Source organism: Pseudomonas sp. LBUM1652 (assembly GCF_059716105.1).
Window position 1 is genome coordinate 444,989 of the sequence record NZ_CP166804.1, and the last position, 16,234, is coordinate 461,222.

Annotated in this window: 12 protein-coding genes; 3 read left to right on the top strand and 9 right to left on the bottom strand. The window is 60.6% G+C overall.

The genetic code is table 11. The features are described 5' to 3' along the window. Positions 1 to 132 precede the first annotated feature (132 nt). The 8 genes from phaZ to ACA069_RS02095 form a co-directional block, all read right to left on the bottom strand. Complete coding sequence (gene phaZ, locus ACA069_RS02060; RefSeq protein WP_187679590.1) at positions 133 to 987, bottom strand: poly(3-hydroxyalkanoate) depolymerase; 855 nt, start codon at positions 985 to 987, stop codon at positions 133 to 135. A gap of 86 nt (positions 988 to 1,073) precedes the next feature. After that, positions 1,074 to 2,753: a class II poly(R)-hydroxyalkanoic acid synthase gene (phaC, locus tag ACA069_RS02065; RefSeq protein WP_187679591.1), complete on the bottom strand. Its 1,680-nt coding sequence runs from the start codon at positions 2,751 to 2,753 to the stop codon at positions 1,074 to 1,076. 258 nt (positions 2,754 to 3,011) lie between these two features. Next, a complete protein-coding gene (locus ACA069_RS02070; protein WP_401271763.1) occupies positions 3,012 to 3,392 on the bottom strand; it encodes a gamma-butyrobetaine hydroxylase family protein in 381 nt (126 codons plus the stop codon). A gap of 205 nt (positions 3,393 to 3,597) precedes the next feature. Further along, positions 3,598 to 4,935: an ATP-dependent protease ATPase subunit HslU gene (hslU, locus tag ACA069_RS02075; protein ID WP_401271765.1), complete on the bottom strand. Its 1,338-nt coding sequence runs from the start codon at positions 4,933 to 4,935 to the stop codon at positions 3,598 to 3,600. 54 nt (positions 4,936 to 4,989) lie between these two features. Beyond that, on the bottom strand, positions 4,990 to 5,520 hold the full coding sequence (hslV, locus tag ACA069_RS02080; RefSeq protein ID WP_016984593.1) for an ATP-dependent protease subunit HslV: 531 nt from the start codon (positions 5,518 to 5,520) through the stop codon (positions 4,990 to 4,992). A gap of 289 nt (positions 5,521 to 5,809) precedes the next feature. Further along, positions 5,810 to 6,520, bottom strand: a complete 711-nt coding sequence (locus tag ACA069_RS02085) for an SPOR domain-containing protein (RefSeq protein WP_187679594.1) — start codon at positions 6,518 to 6,520, stop codon at positions 5,810 to 5,812. A gap of 1 nt (position 6,521) precedes the next feature. Beyond that, complete coding sequence (argS, locus tag ACA069_RS02090) at positions 6,522 to 8,258, bottom strand: arginine--tRNA ligase (protein WP_497616117.1); 1,737 nt, start codon at positions 8,256 to 8,258, stop codon at positions 6,522 to 6,524. Positions 8,259 to 8,471: 213 nt separating this feature from the next. Next, the gene (locus ACA069_RS02095) at positions 8,472 to 10,691 is read right to left on the bottom strand and encodes a primosomal protein N' (protein ID WP_497616118.1); all 2,220 of its coding nucleotides are present in this window, start codon (positions 10,689 to 10,691) and stop codon (positions 8,472 to 8,474) included. Between the two features lie 167 nt (positions 10,692 to 10,858). On the opposite strand from ACA069_RS02095, the gene rpmE reads away from it, so the two are divergent. From rpmE to ACA069_RS02110, 3 genes are all read left to right on the top strand, one after another. Then, a complete protein-coding gene (rpmE, locus tag ACA069_RS02100; protein ID WP_123530569.1) occupies positions 10,859 to 11,086 on the top strand; it encodes a 50S ribosomal protein L31 in 228 nt (75 codons plus the stop codon). Between the two features lie 14 nt (positions 11,087 to 11,100). Beyond that, positions 11,101 to 11,901 carry a thermonuclease family protein gene (locus tag ACA069_RS02105; protein ID WP_401271771.1) on the top strand — a complete coding sequence of 267 codons (801 nt, stop codon included), beginning with the start codon at positions 11,101 to 11,103 and terminating at the stop codon, positions 11,899 to 11,901. A gap of 183 nt (positions 11,902 to 12,084) precedes the next feature. Further along, a complete protein-coding gene (locus tag ACA069_RS02110) occupies positions 12,085 to 13,353 on the top strand; it encodes a malic enzyme-like NAD(P)-binding protein (RefSeq protein WP_489880429.1) in 1,269 nt (422 codons plus the stop codon). Positions 13,354 to 13,593: 240 nt separating this feature from the next. On the opposite strand, the gene ACA069_RS02115 is transcribed toward ACA069_RS02110, so the two are convergent. Then, entirely contained in the window at positions 13,594 to 16,038 is a 2,445-nt protein-coding gene (locus ACA069_RS02115; RefSeq protein ID WP_489880433.1) for a penicillin-binding protein 1A, read from the bottom strand. Positions 16,039 to 16,234 lie beyond the last annotated feature (196 nt).

Below are 16,234 nucleotides of genomic sequence, written 5' to 3' on the forward strand. Positions count from 1 at the left end.
ACACTCCTTCGTCTTCAGGCCAAAAACAAACTCACCGAACCAGAACACCATAGACGCTGTTGTGGCTTGTTGCCTGCGCGGCGTCCTGCCGCGCATGTTGTTCAAAGCCCTGCATAAAGCCTGCCGCGGCGGTTAACCGCCCAGCGGTGACGGGTGCGGGTGCATCACCGCCCGCTGCCGCTCCTCTTCGAGGAATTTCATGATGATCGGCGCCACCGCTTCGGCGCGGGTAATCAGGAACAGATGACCGTCGTCGATGATGTGCAACTGAGCATTGGGAATCCGCCAGGCGAGCATGCGCATGTTGATCAACGGGATCAGCGGATCGTCATCGCCGGCCAGCACCAACGTCGGTTGATTGATCTTGTGCAGCCAGTGAATGCTGGTCCAGCCAAGGCCGGCGAACAGTTGCCAGTAGTAACCGAGCTTGCCCGCCGAACGCACTTTCGCTGCATGGCTGGCGGCCAGGGTCGGGTCGCGGCGGAACGAACCGCCGTAGATCAACGGCGCGATGCGGATCACGTGGGACGGCTGAATGTAGCGCCGGGGGCTGGCCATCATCCACAGAACTTTCGGCTTGCCCGGCACCATCACTGCACCGGCTGCGGTCGCGGCCAGCACCAGTTTCTTGCAGCGCTCGGGGTAGTCGTAGGCGAATTGTTGCGCGAGTGCGCCGCCCCACGACACTCCAATCACATTGACCTGGCCGTAGTCGAGGTAATCGAGCATCCGCGCAGTCAGTTTGGCGAGGCCGGGAAAGCGATACGGCCGGTTCGGCGTCGACGAACCACCGACACCGGGCACGTCGAAGGCGATCACTTCCAGATCCGGGTCCAGCGCTGCGACAAACGGAAACACCAGCTCCAGGTTGGCGCCGATGCCGTTGAAAATCAGCAAGGGCGTCAAGTGAGGCTTGCCGGGGCGTACCGCCGTGCGGAGGGTCTGGCCATCCAGGTCGACGGTGCGAAAGATGAACGGTTGCGGCATGCTTCAGGCCCTGTGAATTTAAATTCACCGCGCCTCATGTAGGCGCTGCCTTCGGCAGCTCCTACATTGAGAGCGAGATGTGTCAGTTACCGCTCATGTACATAAGTGCCCGGCGATGCTTCACCTGGCGCATACGCCTTGTTGCCCAGTTTGGTCGGGGCTTTTTTCAAGTTGCCCGAACGCTCGGCCTGCCACGCCTGCCAGTACAGCCACCAGGAATCGGTGTGCTTGGTCGAGTTCTCTTGCCAGTCATTGGCATTGGCAGCCATTTCTTCGCCAGTCATGTAACGCGATTTCGGGTTGCCCGGCGGGTTCAGAATGCTCTGGATATGTCCGCTGCTCGACAACACGAATTCCACCTTGCCACCGAACAACTGCGCCGACTTGTAGCAGGACTTCCACGGGGTGATGTGGTCGTTGGTCCCGGCCAGCGAGAAGATGTCCGCCGTGACCTGCTTGAGGTCGATCGGTGTGCCGCACACTTCCAGTGCATTGGGGCGGATCAGTGGGTTGTTTTTGAACATCTCGATCAGGTCGCCGTGGAATGCGGCCGGCAACCTTGTGGTGTCGTTGTTCCAGAACAGGATGTCGAACACCGGCGGCTCGTTGCCGAGCAGGTAGTTGTTGACCCAGTAGTTCCAGATCAGGTCATTGGGGCGCATCCACGCGAAGACCTTGGCCATGTCTTTGCCTTCGAGCACACCAGCCTGATACGAGTGGCGCTTGGCGGTCTCAAGGGTCTGTTCATCGACGAACAGCGCGACGTCGCTATCGAGCGTGGTGTCGAGCACGCTGACCAGCAACGTGAGGGCATTGACCTTCTTCTGGCCAAGCGCTGCGTAATGGCCGAGCAGGGCGGTGCAGGTGATGCCGCCGGAGCAGGCGCCGAGCATGTTGATGTCTTTACTTCCGGTGATCGCGGTGACCACATCGACCGCCTCTTTGAGCGCATCGATGTACGTCGACAGGCCCCACTCGCGCTGCGCCTTTGTCGGATTGCGCCAGCTGACGATGAACGTCTGTACGTTATTGCGCAGGCAGAAACGCGCCAGACTCTTGTCCGGGCTCAAGTCGAATACGTAGAACTTGTTGATCTGTGGCGGCACCACCAGCAGAGGGCGCTCGTGGACTTGCTCGGTGATCGGCTTGTATTGGATCAGCTCCAGCACATCGTTGCGAAACACCACCGCGCCTTCGGTCACGCCCAGGCTCTTGCCGACCTCGAACGCGCCCATGTTGACCTGGCTCGGCATGCCGCCGTTGTGCACCAGATCCTTGGCCAGATGCGAGAGCCCGTCGAGCAGGCTCTTGCCGCCGGTCTCGAAGAAGCGTTTGACCGCCGCCGGGTTGGCCGCCGTGTTGGTCGGGGCCATGGCTTCGGTCATCAGGTTGATCACGAAGTGGCCGCGGGCGATGTCTTTGGGTGAAAGGCTGCTGTCGTCGATCCAGGAATGGAGTTCCTTGCGCCACGCCAGGTAAGTTTGCAGGTAACGTTTGTAGAGCGGGTTCTGACTCCACGCGGGATCGGCGAAGCGACGGTCATCGCCGGCCGGTTGCAGTTCGGATTTGCCTAACAGCACGTTCTTCAGTTCAAGGCCGAAATGGGTGACGTGTTTGACACTATGAATAGGTTGTCTGATGGCCTGTTTCAGCACCATACGAGCAGAGGCCAGCAGATCCTTTCCGCGCAGCCCAACGACGGGATTAAGCCCCAGGGTGTTTTCCGAGGCTTGGTACTTCAGGTCATCGTTATTCTTGTTACTCATCTACGACGCTCCATTGTCCTGAGACGAGTACCCGGTTTTCTGCTGTGCAGTTCCACAGCCAATGCCAGGTACTACTGCTCGGGTGACCGTTAATTCTGCATAGCTGCTTTACAGTCGTAGAGCACTGCAGGGAACTTGCCAGCTCCATTGGTTACCCGAGTTTAATTTTTTTCGCAAGCAGGCCGATCCTCGACCACGCAGCAGAGCATTCAAACAGATGAATTTAGAAAATGCCCTCTAAAGAGCAAGACACTTGGGCTAGAGCATCAGCTTGACGATCGACTGGTCCGGGTCGCGAGTTTTGCCGGCGGCTTTGAGCTCGGCCAAATAATCGGCCCAGAGTGCGTCATGACGTCGCCCCAGTTCGTAGAGATAGTCCCAGGTGAACAGGCCGCTGTCGTGGCCATCGTCGAAGGTCAGTTTCAGTGCGTAGTGACCGGCCGGTTCCAGTTTGGTCAAGCCGACGTTGAGCTTGCCGAACTGCAGGATCGGCTTGCCGTGGCCCTGGACCTCGGCGGAGGGGGAATGCACGCGCAGGAATTCGGCGGGCAGGGTGAATTCCTCGCCGGACGCGTAGGTGAGCGTCAGGGTCTTCGAGGCTTTGTGCAGTTTGATGTCGGTGGGGATTGTGTTGGTCATGGGGCCAGTCATCCGTCTGAAAAGAGGCCCTGTGTCAGCGGACCCTTGTGGCGAGGGGATTTATCCCCGATCGGCTGCGAAGCAGTCGTAAACCCGTTGAATGCGGTGTGTCTGAGACACCGTATTCAACGGGATAAGGGCGCGCTTCGCGCCCCATCGGGGATAAATCCCCTCACCACAGAAGCCCGCTCACACAGAAGGTGACCTACAGGATATAACGGGACAGGTCTTCGTTCTGCGCCAATTCGCCGAGGTGGCTGTTGACGTACTCGGCGTCGATCAGGATTGCCTTGTCGTCATGAGCACTGGCCAGATCGCCGGCACTGAACGACACCTCTTCGAGCAGACGCTCAAGCAGCGTGTGCAGGCGACGGGCACCGATGTTCTCGGTCTTCTCGTTGACCTGCCAGGCGATCTCCGCCAGGCGCTTGATACCTTCGGGCTGGAACTGGATGTTCAGGCCTTCGGTTTTCAGCAGCGCGCAGTACTGCTCCGTAAGCGAGGCGTGCGGTTCGCTGAGGATGCGTTCGAAGTCTTCCGGGCTCAGAGCCTTGAGTTCGACGCGGATCGGCAGACGGCCTTGCAGCTCCGGCACCAGATCGCTCGGCTTGCTCAGGTGGAACGCACCGGAAGCGATGAACAGAATGTGGTCGGTTTTGACCATGCCCAGTTTGGTGTTGACGGTGCAGCCTTCGATCAGCGGCAGCAGGTCGCGCTGTACGCCTTCACGGGACACATCGGCGCCGCCGACGTTGCCACGCTTGGCCACCTTGTCGATTTCGTCGATGAACACGATACCGTGCTGCTCGACGGCTTCCAGGGCCTTGGCCTTCAACTCTTCTTCGTTGACCAGACGCCCGGCTTCTTCGTCGCGCACCATCTTCAGCGCTTCTTTGACCTTGAGCTTGCGAGCTTTCTTCTTGCCCTTGCCCATGTTGGCAAACAGGCTCTGCAGCTGGTTGGTCATCTCTTCCATGCCCGGCGGCGTGGCGATCTCGATGCCGGCCATTTCGGCGACTTCGATTTCGATTTCCTTGTCATCCAGCTGACCTTCGCGCAGGCGCTTGCGGAACAGCTGGCGAGTGTTGGAATCCGAGCTTGGCGCTTCTTCGTTGCTGAAGCCCATGCGTGCCGGCGGCAGCAGTGCGTCGAGGATGCGGTCTTCGGCAGCGTCTTCGGCGCGGTGGCGAACCTTGGTCATTTCCTGCTCGCGCAGCATCTTGATCGCGGCATCGGCCAGATCACGGATGATCGATTCGACATCACGTCCGACATAGCCGACTTCGGTGAACTTGGTCGCTTCGACCTTGATGAACGGTGCGTTGGCCAGTTTCGCCAGGCGACGGGCGATCTCGGTTTTACCGACACCGGTCGGGCCGATCATCAAGATGTTTTTCGGGGTCACTTCAACGCGCAGCTCTTCAGGCAGCTGCATCCGGCGCCAGCGGTTGCGCAGGGCAATCGCGACGGCGCGTTTGGCATCGTCCTGGCCGATGATATGGCGGTTGAGTTCGTGGACGATTTCGCGGGGAGTCATGGACATAGTAGTTGACGGTCCTCAAGCAGAAACAAGCCGTGGCACAGGGCCGCGTCAGGCTTATTCAGCGAGATCCTGCTCCTCAATGGTCTGGGTGTGGTTGGTGAATACACAGATGTCGCCGGCGATACCGAGCGCGGTTTCGACGATTTCGCGGGCCGACAGGTCGGTCTTCTTCAGCAGTGCGCTGGCCGCTGCCTGTGCGTAGCCGCCGCCGGAACCCATGGCGATCAGGCCATCTTCAGGTTCGACCACGTCACCGTTGCCGGTAATGATCAAAGAGGCGTCTTTGTTGGCGACTGCGAGCATGGCTTCGAGGCGGCTCAACGAGCGGTCGGTGCGCCATTCTTTGGCGAGTTCGACGGCAGCGCGCACCAGATGGCCCTGATGTTTCTCAAGCTGGCCTTCGAAACGTTCGAACAGGGTGAAGGCGTCGGCGGTGGCACCGGCAAAACCGGCGATGACCTGACCGTGGTACAGGCGACGGACTTTTTTCGCGTTGCCTTTCATCACGGTGTTGCCAAGAGAAACCTGGCCGTCGCCGCCCATGACGACTTTGCCGTGGCGGCGGACTGAAACGATGGTGGTCAAGGGAAGAGTCTCCACACTGCGGGGCGAAAATGCCTTATGCCCATTCATATGGGGGTGGTGGAGAGGATTTCAACCGGCAGGGGCAATGGGAGACGAATGGTGTGTGATGACTGTGGCGAGGGGATTTATCCTCGATGGCGCGCGAAGCGGCCCTGAATCCAGCAATTGCAGTAGGACTGACACACCGCGAAGGCTGGATTTACGACTGCTGCGCAGCCGGTCGGGGGATGAATCCCCTCACCACAGGGATTGTGGGCAGCCTCGGAATGAGGCGCCCACGGTGCGGGAATCAGCGGCTCTGGCGTTGTTGTAACAACAGGTTGCTGAAACCGCTGCCGGCCAGTTGTTTCTGCGCCGTGGTCAGTTGTTCGCGGTTGCTGAACGGGCCGACCAGTACGCGGTACCAGGTTTCGTCCTTCACCGTGCCCGACTCAACCGAAACGGCTTGGCCAAGCAGAATGATCTGCGCGCGGACCTTATCTGCATCCGCCTCTTTGCGGAAAGAGCCGGCCTGGAGGAAGAACTTGGTCACGGGTGCCGCTTTGCTGACAGGAGGCGCTGGCGGCGGGGTAATCCCGGCCAGTGCCGCCTGAGCGCGCGCGGTGTCGATCTTTGCCGCTTCCGCCGGGGTCACCGGCGTGGTCGGGATGTTCGGCACTTGCGGCGTCGGCAGGGTTTTCTCCGGCACGGCGTCCGGCGGCACGATCACTTCCGATTCCGGCAGCAGGGTGTAGAAGTCGTACTTCGGCTTCACCGGTTGCGTCGGGCTCGGCGGGGTCTTGTTGGCCTCGGCGATCTTCGACGCTTTCTGCTGTTGTTCGACCTTCTCACGCTTGACCGTGTCACTGCCCTTGCCCGGTTCCAGCTTCATCAGGAACACGATGAAAGCACCGACCGTCAGGCCGATGGCCATCCACAGCCAACCCGGGATCGGTTGCTTCGCAGGAGCTTGGTAACGGCTGGCGCCACGCTTGGGTGCAGGTTTTTTCTTGGCAGCCAACTTACATACGCTCCAGAGTTTCCAGACCCAACAGCTCCAGGCCTTGCTTGAGGGTGCGACCGGTCAGCGCGGTCAGGCGCAGACGGCTCTGCATCTGTGCCGGGGTCTCGGCGGCGAGGATCGGGCAGTTCTCATAGAAGCTGGAGAACAGACCGGCAACGTCGTACAGGTAGGTGCAAAGGATGTGCGGGGTGCCTTTGTCGGACACGTTGTTCAGCACTTCGCCGAACTGCGCCAGCTTCGCTGCCAGCTCTTGTTCGTGCGCCGCTTCGAGGACAATTTGGCCGTCGACTTCGCTGAAGTCCTTGCCCAGTTTACGGAACACGCCGGCCACGCGGGTGTAGGCGTACAGCAGGTATGGCGCGGTGTTGCCTTCGAAGTTCAGCATCAGGTCGAAGTTGAAGCTGTAGTCGCTGGTGCGATGTTTCGACAGGTCGGCGTATTTCACTGCGCCGATGCCAACGACCTTGGCGATGTTGCGCAGTTCGTCTTCGGCCAGTTCCGGGTTCTTCTCTTTCACCAGGTTGTAGGCGCGTTCCTGCGCTTCGGTCAGCAGATCGATCAGCTTCACGGTGCCGCCGTCACGGGTCTTGAACGGACGGCCGTCTGCGCCGTTCATGGTGCCGAAGCCCATGTGCTCCATCTCCATCGGATGGGTCACGAAACCGGCCTTGCGCGCCACGGCGAACACTTGCTGGAAGTGCAGGGCCTGACGCTGGTCGACGAAGTACAGCGCGCGATCGGCTTTCAGTTTGCCACTGCGGTAGCGCACGGCCGCCAGGTCGGTGGTGGCGTACAGGTAACCGCCGTCAGCCTTGACGATGATCACCGGCAGCGGGTCGCCATCGGCGTTCTTGAACTCGTCGAGGAACACGCACTGAGCGCCGTTGCTCTCGACCAGCATGCCAGCGGCCTTGAGGTCGTTGACCACGTTGATCAGGTCGTCGTTGTAGGCACTTTCGCCCATCACATCGGCCATGGTCAGTTTGACGTTGAGCAGTTCGTAGATCTTCTGGCAGTGCGACAGCGAGATGTCCTTGAACTTGGTCCACAGCGCCAGGCACTCGGCATCGCCGGCCTGCAACTTGACCACCAGACCACGGGCGCGGTCGGCGAACTCTGCGGACTCGTCGAAACGCTGCTTGGCGGCACGGTAGAAGTTTTCCAGATCGGACAGCTCGTCGCTGGTGATCGGGTTTTCTTGCAGGTAAGCCATCAGCATGCCGAACTGGGTGCCCCAGTCGCCCACGTGGTTCTGGCGGATCACTTCGTCGCCGAGGAATTCGAGAACGCGCGCCACGCCGTCGCCAATGATGGTCGAACGCAAGTGGCCGACGTGCATCTCTTTGGCCAGGTTCGGTGCCGACAGGTCGACCACGGTGCGCTGCGCCGGGCCGGCCTTGCGCACGCCAACATGCGCGTCAGCCAGCGCGGCGTCGAGGCGATTGGCCAAGGCCTGGGTGTTCTGGAAGAAGTTGATGAAGCCCGGGCCGGCGATTTCGGCCTTGGTGACGTTCTCGTCGGCCGGCAGCGCGGCGATGATTTTTTCCGCCAGATCGCGTGGCTTCATGCCCGCAGGCTTGGCCAGCATCATCGCGATGTTGCTGGCGAAGTCGCCGTGAGTCTTGTCACGGGCGTTCTCCACCTGGATCGCCGGCGACAGGCCTTCAGGCAACACACCTTCGTTGACGAGTTGGGTGAGGGCTTGTTGGATCAGCTGGCGAATGGTGTCTTTCATGGTCTTCTCTTTCGACCGCAAGCGCGGCGGCGCATCGATGCGCGGGTGGAAAAACTGGGCATTATCCGTTGCGAAGACGGGCTTGCCAACCTTAGCAGGCAGCTTATGGATATGTGGTGACATTAAGAGCGAAAGATCGCAGCCTGCGGCAACTCCTACAGATAAATGCGAATCCCTCTGTAGGAGCTGCCGCAGGCTGCGATCTTTTGATTTTCAGTACAAATCGACGGGATCGACATCCAGCGACCAGCGCACCGCCCGCCCGCTTGGCATCTGCTCCAGCACCAGCAACCAACTGGTCAGCAGCCGATGCAATGGCGCTCGCGCTGTCGCTTGCAACAGTAGCTGAGCGCGATAACGCCCGGCACGACGTTCCATAGGCGCCGGCACCGGTCCGAGCAATTCAATCCCGCTCAGATTCTGCTCGGTCAGCAAGCGCTCAGCCTCGCTGCACGCTTCATCGAGAAAGCCTTCAGCCTGCCCCGGTTTGTGCGCTTCGGCACGCAACAACGCCAAATGTGCAAAGGGCGGTAGCCCGGCAGCGCGGCGCTCGCTCAAGGCCTGTTCGGCAAAGGCGAAGTAACCCTGTTCGGTCAGTTGCACCAATAAAGGATGGTCGGCGAGGTGGGTCTGGATGATCACTTTGCCCGGCTCCTCCGCGCGCCCGGCACGCCCGGCAACCTGTACGATCAACTGCGCCATGCGCTCACTGGCGCGGAAGTCGCCGGAGAACAGCCCGCCGTCGGCATCAAGGATCGACACCAGCGTCACTCGCGGAAAGTGGTGCCCCTTGGCCAACATCTGCGTGCCGACCAGAATGCACGGCTGGCCCTTCTGAATCGTTGCGAACAGCTGATTCATCGCGTCCTTGCGCGAAGTGCTGTCGCGGTCAACGCGCAGCACCGGGTAATCGGGGAACAGAATCGCCAGCCGTTCTTCAGCACGCTCGGTGCCGGCGCCGACGGGCCGCAAGTCGACCTTGTTGCACTTCGGACACTGGCGCGGTGTGCGTTCGACGTACCCGCAGTGATGGCAGCGCAGTTCACCGTGGCGCTGGTGCACAGTCATCCGCGCATCGCAGCGCGAGCACTCGGACATCCAGCCACAATCGTGACAAAGCAGCGTCGGGGCAAAGCCGCGGCGGTTGAGGAACACCAACACCTGTTGCCCGTTCGCCAGCGTCTGGCCGATGGCTTGCTGCATCGGCCCGGAGATGCCGCTGTCCAGTGGACGGCTCTTCACGTCCAGGCGCAGGAAGCGCGGTTGTTTGGCGCCGCCAGCGCGTTCGTTCAGACGCAGCAGGCCATACCGCCCGGTGTAGGCGTTGTGCAGGCTTTCCAGTGAAGGCGTGGCGGAGCCGAGGACGATCGGGATGTTTTCCTGTCGCGCGCGCACCAGTGCCAGATCACGGGCGTGGTAACGCAAACCTTCCTGCTGTTTATAAGAGCCGTCGTGCTCTTCGTCGATGATGATCAGCCCGGGATTTTTCATCGGGGTGAACAGCGCCGAGCGGGTGCCGATAATAATGTCGGCCTCGCCATCGCGGGCAGCGAGCCAGGCTTCGAGGCGCTCGCGATCGTTGACTGCCGAGTGGATCAGGGCTATGCGTGCATTGAAGCGCTGCTCGAACCGTGCCAGCGTCTGGGGGCCGAGGTTGATCTCCGGAATCAGCACTAGCGCCTGTTTGCCGGCCTCAAGGGTTTCGCGGATCAACTGCAAATAGACTTCGGTCTTGCCGCTGCCGGTGACGCCGGCCAGCAGGAACGCGTGATAACAGTCGAAGCCGGCGCGAATGGCTTCATAGGCGGCGCGCTGCTCGGCGTTGAGCGGCAGTTCCGGCTGCGCGAGCCAATGTTCATGGCGTGCGCCGGGTGCGTGTCGACGGATTTCCACCTGCACCAGATTCTTCGCCAGCAGCAGGTCGAGGCTGTCCTTGCTCAGCATCAGTTTGCTCAGCAACTGATGGGCGACGCCGTGCGGGTGTTGGGCGAGCGTTGTCAGCGCCTCACGCTGGCGCGGTGCCCGGGCGATGCGCGGATCATCCACACTGGCGCCGGGAACGATTGACCAGAAGCGTTCCTGGCGGGCCTCCGCCAGTTCGCCCTGACGCAACAGCACCGGCAGCGCCCAACTCAAGGTATCGCCGAGGCTGTGCTGATAATATTGCGACGTCCACAGGCACAGCTTGAACAGCGCCGGGGGCAGCGGTGGCGTGGCATCGAGCAAGGCCAGCGCCGGTTTGAGTTTTTCCACCGGTACTTCGCTGGTATCGGTCACTTCGACCAGAATCCCGATCATCTCCCGCCGGCCAAACGGCACCCGCAGGCGCATGCCCGGCTGCAACTGGGCGCGCAGCACGCCCGCCGGGGCTCGATAGTCGAACAGGCGGCGCAAGGGCGAAGGCAGGGCGAGGCGCAGAATGGCGTCGGGCACGCGGGGGGATCTCGATGTCGGGCGGTGAACAAGGCCGGGAGCCTAGCAGACGGTCGGTCTAAGGGACAGCTTGCGCGATTGACATTGTCTGGTAGAATCCGCGGCCTAATTACGTGCGGTATTCAACAATAGTGTTGGATGGCGGCACGCTAGCTGAGGAAGACACCATGAAAGCTGATATCCACCCGAACTACCCAGAAATCGCTGTTACCTGCAGCTGCGGTAACAAATTCGAAACTCGTTCGACCTTCGGCAAAGCCCTGTCGATCGACGTTTGCAACGAATGCCACCCGTTCTACACCGGTAAGCAAAAGACTCTGGACACTGGCGGCCGCGTTCAGCGCTTCGCCGACCGTTTCGGTGCTTTCGGCAAGAAACCTGCTGCTGCAGAGTAAGGTTGAAGAGCCCGGTGGGCTGTTCCTCACTGCTGAAAAAGGCGTCCCTCGCGGGCGCCTTTTTTGTGTCCGCGATTTGGCTGTCCGCCGCGCAAGCCTTCTGTCCGGCGCCTTCGGGACTTGCCACCGTCGCGGTGCAGCGCGTGGTCGATGGCGACACCTTGCGCCTGAGCGACGGCCGCAGTGTTCGCATGATCGGCCTCAACACGCCTGAACTGGGCAAGCAGGGCCGCAGTGACGAACCTTTCGCCGTGGCGGCGCGCAAACGCCTGGAATCATTGGTGGCTGACAGCGGCGGACGCGTCGGTTTGCTCCCCGGCAAGCAAGCGAAAGATCATTACGGACGTACGCTCGCCCACCTCTATAGCGTCAGCGGCGCCAATCTCGAAGCTCAGATGCTCGCCGATGGCCTCGGCTTTCAAGTCGCCGTGGCGCCGAATGTCGATCTGGTCGCCTGTCAGCAAGCCGCCGAGCGTAACGCACGACAGGCTGGGCGAGGTCTCTGGCGGCAATCACCTGTACTGAAAGCGGAGCAGATCCAGCGCTCGGGTTTTGCTGTGGTCAGCGGTCGTGTGAGCAAGGTGCAACGCAATCGCGGCGGAATCTGGATCGAGTTGCAAGACTCGCTTGTATTGCGTGTTGCACCCAATCTGGTCGGACAATTCGACAATGCTCGCTTGCAAGCGCTGAAGGGCAAGCAGATCGAGGCGCGCGGCTGGGTGGTCGATCGCTCGCGACGCGGTGGACTGCAATCGGGTCAAGCGCGTTGGCTGTTGCCGCTGACTGATCCTTCGATGCTGCAAACTTCCCGCTGAAGAAAAATTGTAGACATTTTTTCTGTCGATTGTGAACAGTCAAGCCCTTGTGCGCCGTGGCTCTTGGCCCAAAGTCGTAGGGCAGGGCGCTTGACAGTGGTGACCGCTCAGTCTTGTGGGGACTTTGCGAGGCGCGTATCCTCGCTGACCAGTCTGTCCAACAGTAAAAAGCGGAATGCCAAAATGTCTGATCTGAAAACTGCCGCTCTCGAATATCATGCCCATCCTCGTCCAGGGAAGCTGAGTGTCGAGCTCACCAAGGCCACTGCTACCGCCCGCGACCTGTCGCTGGCCTACAGCCCCGGCGTAGCTGAACCAGTGCGTGAGATCGCTCGCGATCCTGAACTGGCCTACAAATACACCGGCAAGGGCAACCTGGTTGCAGTCATTTCCGATGGCACCGCGATTCTGGGGCTGGGTAACCTCGGCCCACTGGCTTCCAAGCCAGTCATGGAAGGTAAAGGCGTACTGTTCAAGCGCTTCGCCGGCATCGATGTTTTCGACATCGAAGTCGACTCCGAAAGCCCGCAAGCCTTCATCGACACCGTAAAACGCATCTCCATCACCTTCGGTGGCATCAACCTGGAAGACATCAAGGCACCTGAGTGCTTTGAGATCGAACGCGCTCTGATCGAGCAGTGCGACATTCCGGTGTTCCACGATGACCAGCACGGCACCGCTATCGTGACCGCTGCCGGCATGATCAACGCCCTGGAAATCGCTGGCAAAACCCTGCCGGAAGCCAAGATCGTCTGCCTGGGCGCCGGCGCTGCCGCCATCTCCTGCATGAAATTGCTGGTGAGCATGGGCGCACGCATTGAAAACATCTTCATGGTTGACCGTACCGGTGTGATCCACTCCGGCCGTGACGACCTGAACCAGTACAAAGCCGTGTTCGCTCACGCCACCGACAAGCGCAGCCTGGCTGACGCTCTGAAAGGCGCTGACGTGTTCGTCGGTCTGTCCGGCCCGAACCTGCTGAGCGCTGAAGGCCTGCTGTCGATGGCGCCGAACCCGATCGTGTTCGCCTGCTCGAACCCGGATCCGGAAATCTCCCCGGAACTGGCGCACGCCACCCGTAGCGACGTGATCATGGCCACCGGCCGTTCGGACTACCCGAACCAGGTCAACAACGTACTGGGCTTCCCGTTCATCTTCCGTGGTGCCCTGGACGTTCGCGCCAAGCGCATCAACGAAGAAATGAAAGTGGCTGCAGCCAACGCTCTGCGTGAACTGGCCAAACTGCCGGTGCCACAGGACGTGTGCGACGCCTACGGCGGTGCCCCGCTGGAATTCGGCCGTGAGTACATCATTCCGAAGCCAATGGACAAGCGCCTGATCACCCTGATCTCCGACGCTGTGGCCAAAGCCGCGATCGAGACTGGTGTGGCCACCCTGCCGTATCCGAAGAACTACCCGCTGAAAAGCGTGGATGACGTGTTCAACGGCTAAGTCGTTGTAGTGCTTCAACCGAAAGCCCCAGCTCGTTATGAGTCGGGGCTTTTTTATGTCCGAGGGTTTTGCGGTGTGGTTCAGTGCCTCTTCGCGAGCAGGCTCTCTCCCACCTTGAAACACATTCCCCTGTGGGAGCGAGCCTGCTCGCGAAGTCGTCAGCTCGGCCAACACCTCAGAGGGCAGGCAATAAAAAGCCCCGCACTTCAATTGAAGGCGGGGCTTTTCAATAGAAGTGGATCAGAACAAATCGATCGGCGCCTGCTCATCCGCCGGCAGCGGGCTACCCGGTGCCGAGCCATTACCCAGCTCGTTCACCGACGGTGGCGTGTCTTCAGCCTTGAACAGCTCGAAGTACGCCCCAGGCGTGCTCGGCGTCGCCGCACGGCCGCTGACCGGATCTACCCGCAGACTGAGCAAGCCTTCCGGCTCAGGCTGGACGTGAGGCGGCTTGTCCTTCAGCGCGGCGGCCATGTAGTTCATCCAGATCGGTAGCGCCACGGTGCCACCGAACTCGCGGCGACCAAGGCTTTCCGGCTGGTCGAAGCCCGTCCACACGGTGGTCACGTAGTCGGCGTTGTAACCGGAGAACCAGGCATCTTTCGATTCGTTGGTGGTACCGGTTTTACCGGCGATGTCGCTACGGCCAAGAGCCAGTGCGCGACGACCGGTGCCGAGCTTGATCACGTCCTGCAACATGCTGTTGAGGATATAAGTAGTGCGACCATCGACGATCCGCTCCGCCACGGCCGGCGCTTGTGGTGCCGCTGCGGCGCCCGGGGCTTCACCCGGAACCGGCGCCGCGTTGACGGTGAACGACTGCTCGGCAGGTACCGCGATACCGTCGGTGGCCGAGCCGCCCTGCGGTACGGTCGGCGGGTTGGCGACGAACAGCGAGTCGCCGTTACGGCTTTCGATCTTGTCGATGATGTATGGGGTGATCTTGTAGCCGCCGTTGGCGAAGGTGCTCCAACCGGTAGCGATCTCCATTGGCGTCAAGGTCGCGGTGCCCAGCGCCAGCGACAGGTTCGGCGGCAAGTCTTGCTTGTTGAAGCCGAAGCGGGTGATGTAGTCGATGGTCTTGCCCACGCCCATCGCCTGCAGCAAGCGGATCGACACCAGGTTGCGCGACTTGTACAACGCCTCGCGCAGACGGATCGGGCCGAGGAAGGTATTGGTGTCGTTCTTCGGACGCCAGACCTTGTCCAGGTACTCGTCGACGAACACGATCGGCGCATCGTTGACCAGTGTGGCGGCGGTGTAGCCGTTATCCAGTGCCGCGCTGTAGACGAACGGCTTGAAGCTCGAACCCGGCTGACGCTTGGCCTGCATGGCGCGGTTGTAGTTGCTCTGCTCGAAAGCGAAACCGCCAACCAGCGAGCGAATCGCGCCGTTCTGCGGATCCAGCGATACCAGCGCCCCTTGCGCCTGCGGAATCTGGCTGAACTTCAACGAATTGTCTTTCTGGCGTTGCACGCGAACCAGATCGCCGACCTGCGCCACATCCGAGGGCTGGCGCGGGTTGGCGCCCATGCTGTTGGTGTTGAGGAACGGCCGTGCCCATTTCATGGTGTCCCAGGCAACGTGCTCTTCGCCGGTGCGGGTCAGCACTTGCAGACCGTTCTTGTCGATCTGGGTGACGATCGCCGGTTCCAGGCTGCTGATAGTGCGCTGTTTGGTCAGTTCGGTTGCCCACGCTTCACGGGTCTTGCCCGGCAGGCGCGACTCGGGGCCTCGGTAGCCGTGACGCTGGTCGTAGGTCATCAAACCTTCGTGCAGCGCGGTGTTGGCCATTTCCTGCAAATTGCTTGGCACCGTGGTGGTGACGCGGAAACCTTCGGTGTAGGCGTCGCTGCCATAGCGGCCCACCATTTCGGCACGGGCCATTTCGGCGATGTACGGTGCGTTCACCTCCGGGGTCGGCACGTGATAGCTGGCGTTCAGTGGCTCGTTGATCGCAGCGGTGTAGTCCGTTTCGTTGATCTTGCCAAGCTTGTACATGCGCCCGAGGATCCAGTCGCGACGTTCTTTACTACGCGCCGGGTTGGCCAGCGGATTAAAACGCGACGGAGCTTTCGGCAGGCCTGCGATCATCGCCATCTGCGCGAGGCTGACGTCACGGATCGACTTGCCGTAATAAACCTGCGCCGCCGCCTCGATGCCGTAGGCGCGGTTGCCCAGATAGATCTTGTTCACATACAGCTCGAGGATCTCGTCCTTGGTCAGCTGACGTTCGATTTGCAGAGCCAGGAGGATTTCGGTGGTTTTGCGCGAGAAACTGCGTTCGCTGGTCAGGAAGAAGTTCTTCGCCACCTGCATGGTGATGGTGCTGCCGCCGGATTGAATGTGTCCACTCTTGACCAGTTGGGTCGCGGCGCGCATCAGGCTGCTTGGATCGACACCGTAGTGATTGGCGAAATTGTCGTCTTCAGCACTTAGTAACGCATTAATGAAATTGGGGGGAATGTCGGCGAAACGGATCGGAGTCCGGCGCATTTCGCCGAATTCTGCGATCAACTTGTTATCGCTGCTGTAGACCCGCAGTGGAATCTGCAACTGAATGCTTCTCAGAGCCTCCACGGATGGCAAACCCGGACTAAGGTAAAGATACGCGCCACTGAGACCTAAAAGCAGTCCGCAGAAAACGGCGACGATGGACCAACCGAAAAATTTCAGCAAACGAATCAAGGCGTTTGGACATCCAGGGCAAAGAATGAATTTGGCAACGGGGGTTGTGGCGACACACAGAACGACCCGCGCTGGCAGTAAAAAGCGGAAAAAATCGCTGGGCATTATAAGCACTTTTCTGCTGGAGGCGTCATTTGCGCTTCTGTCAAGACGGGGTGAAGGAACGCAATGCGTATTACAGAGTCCGTAACTC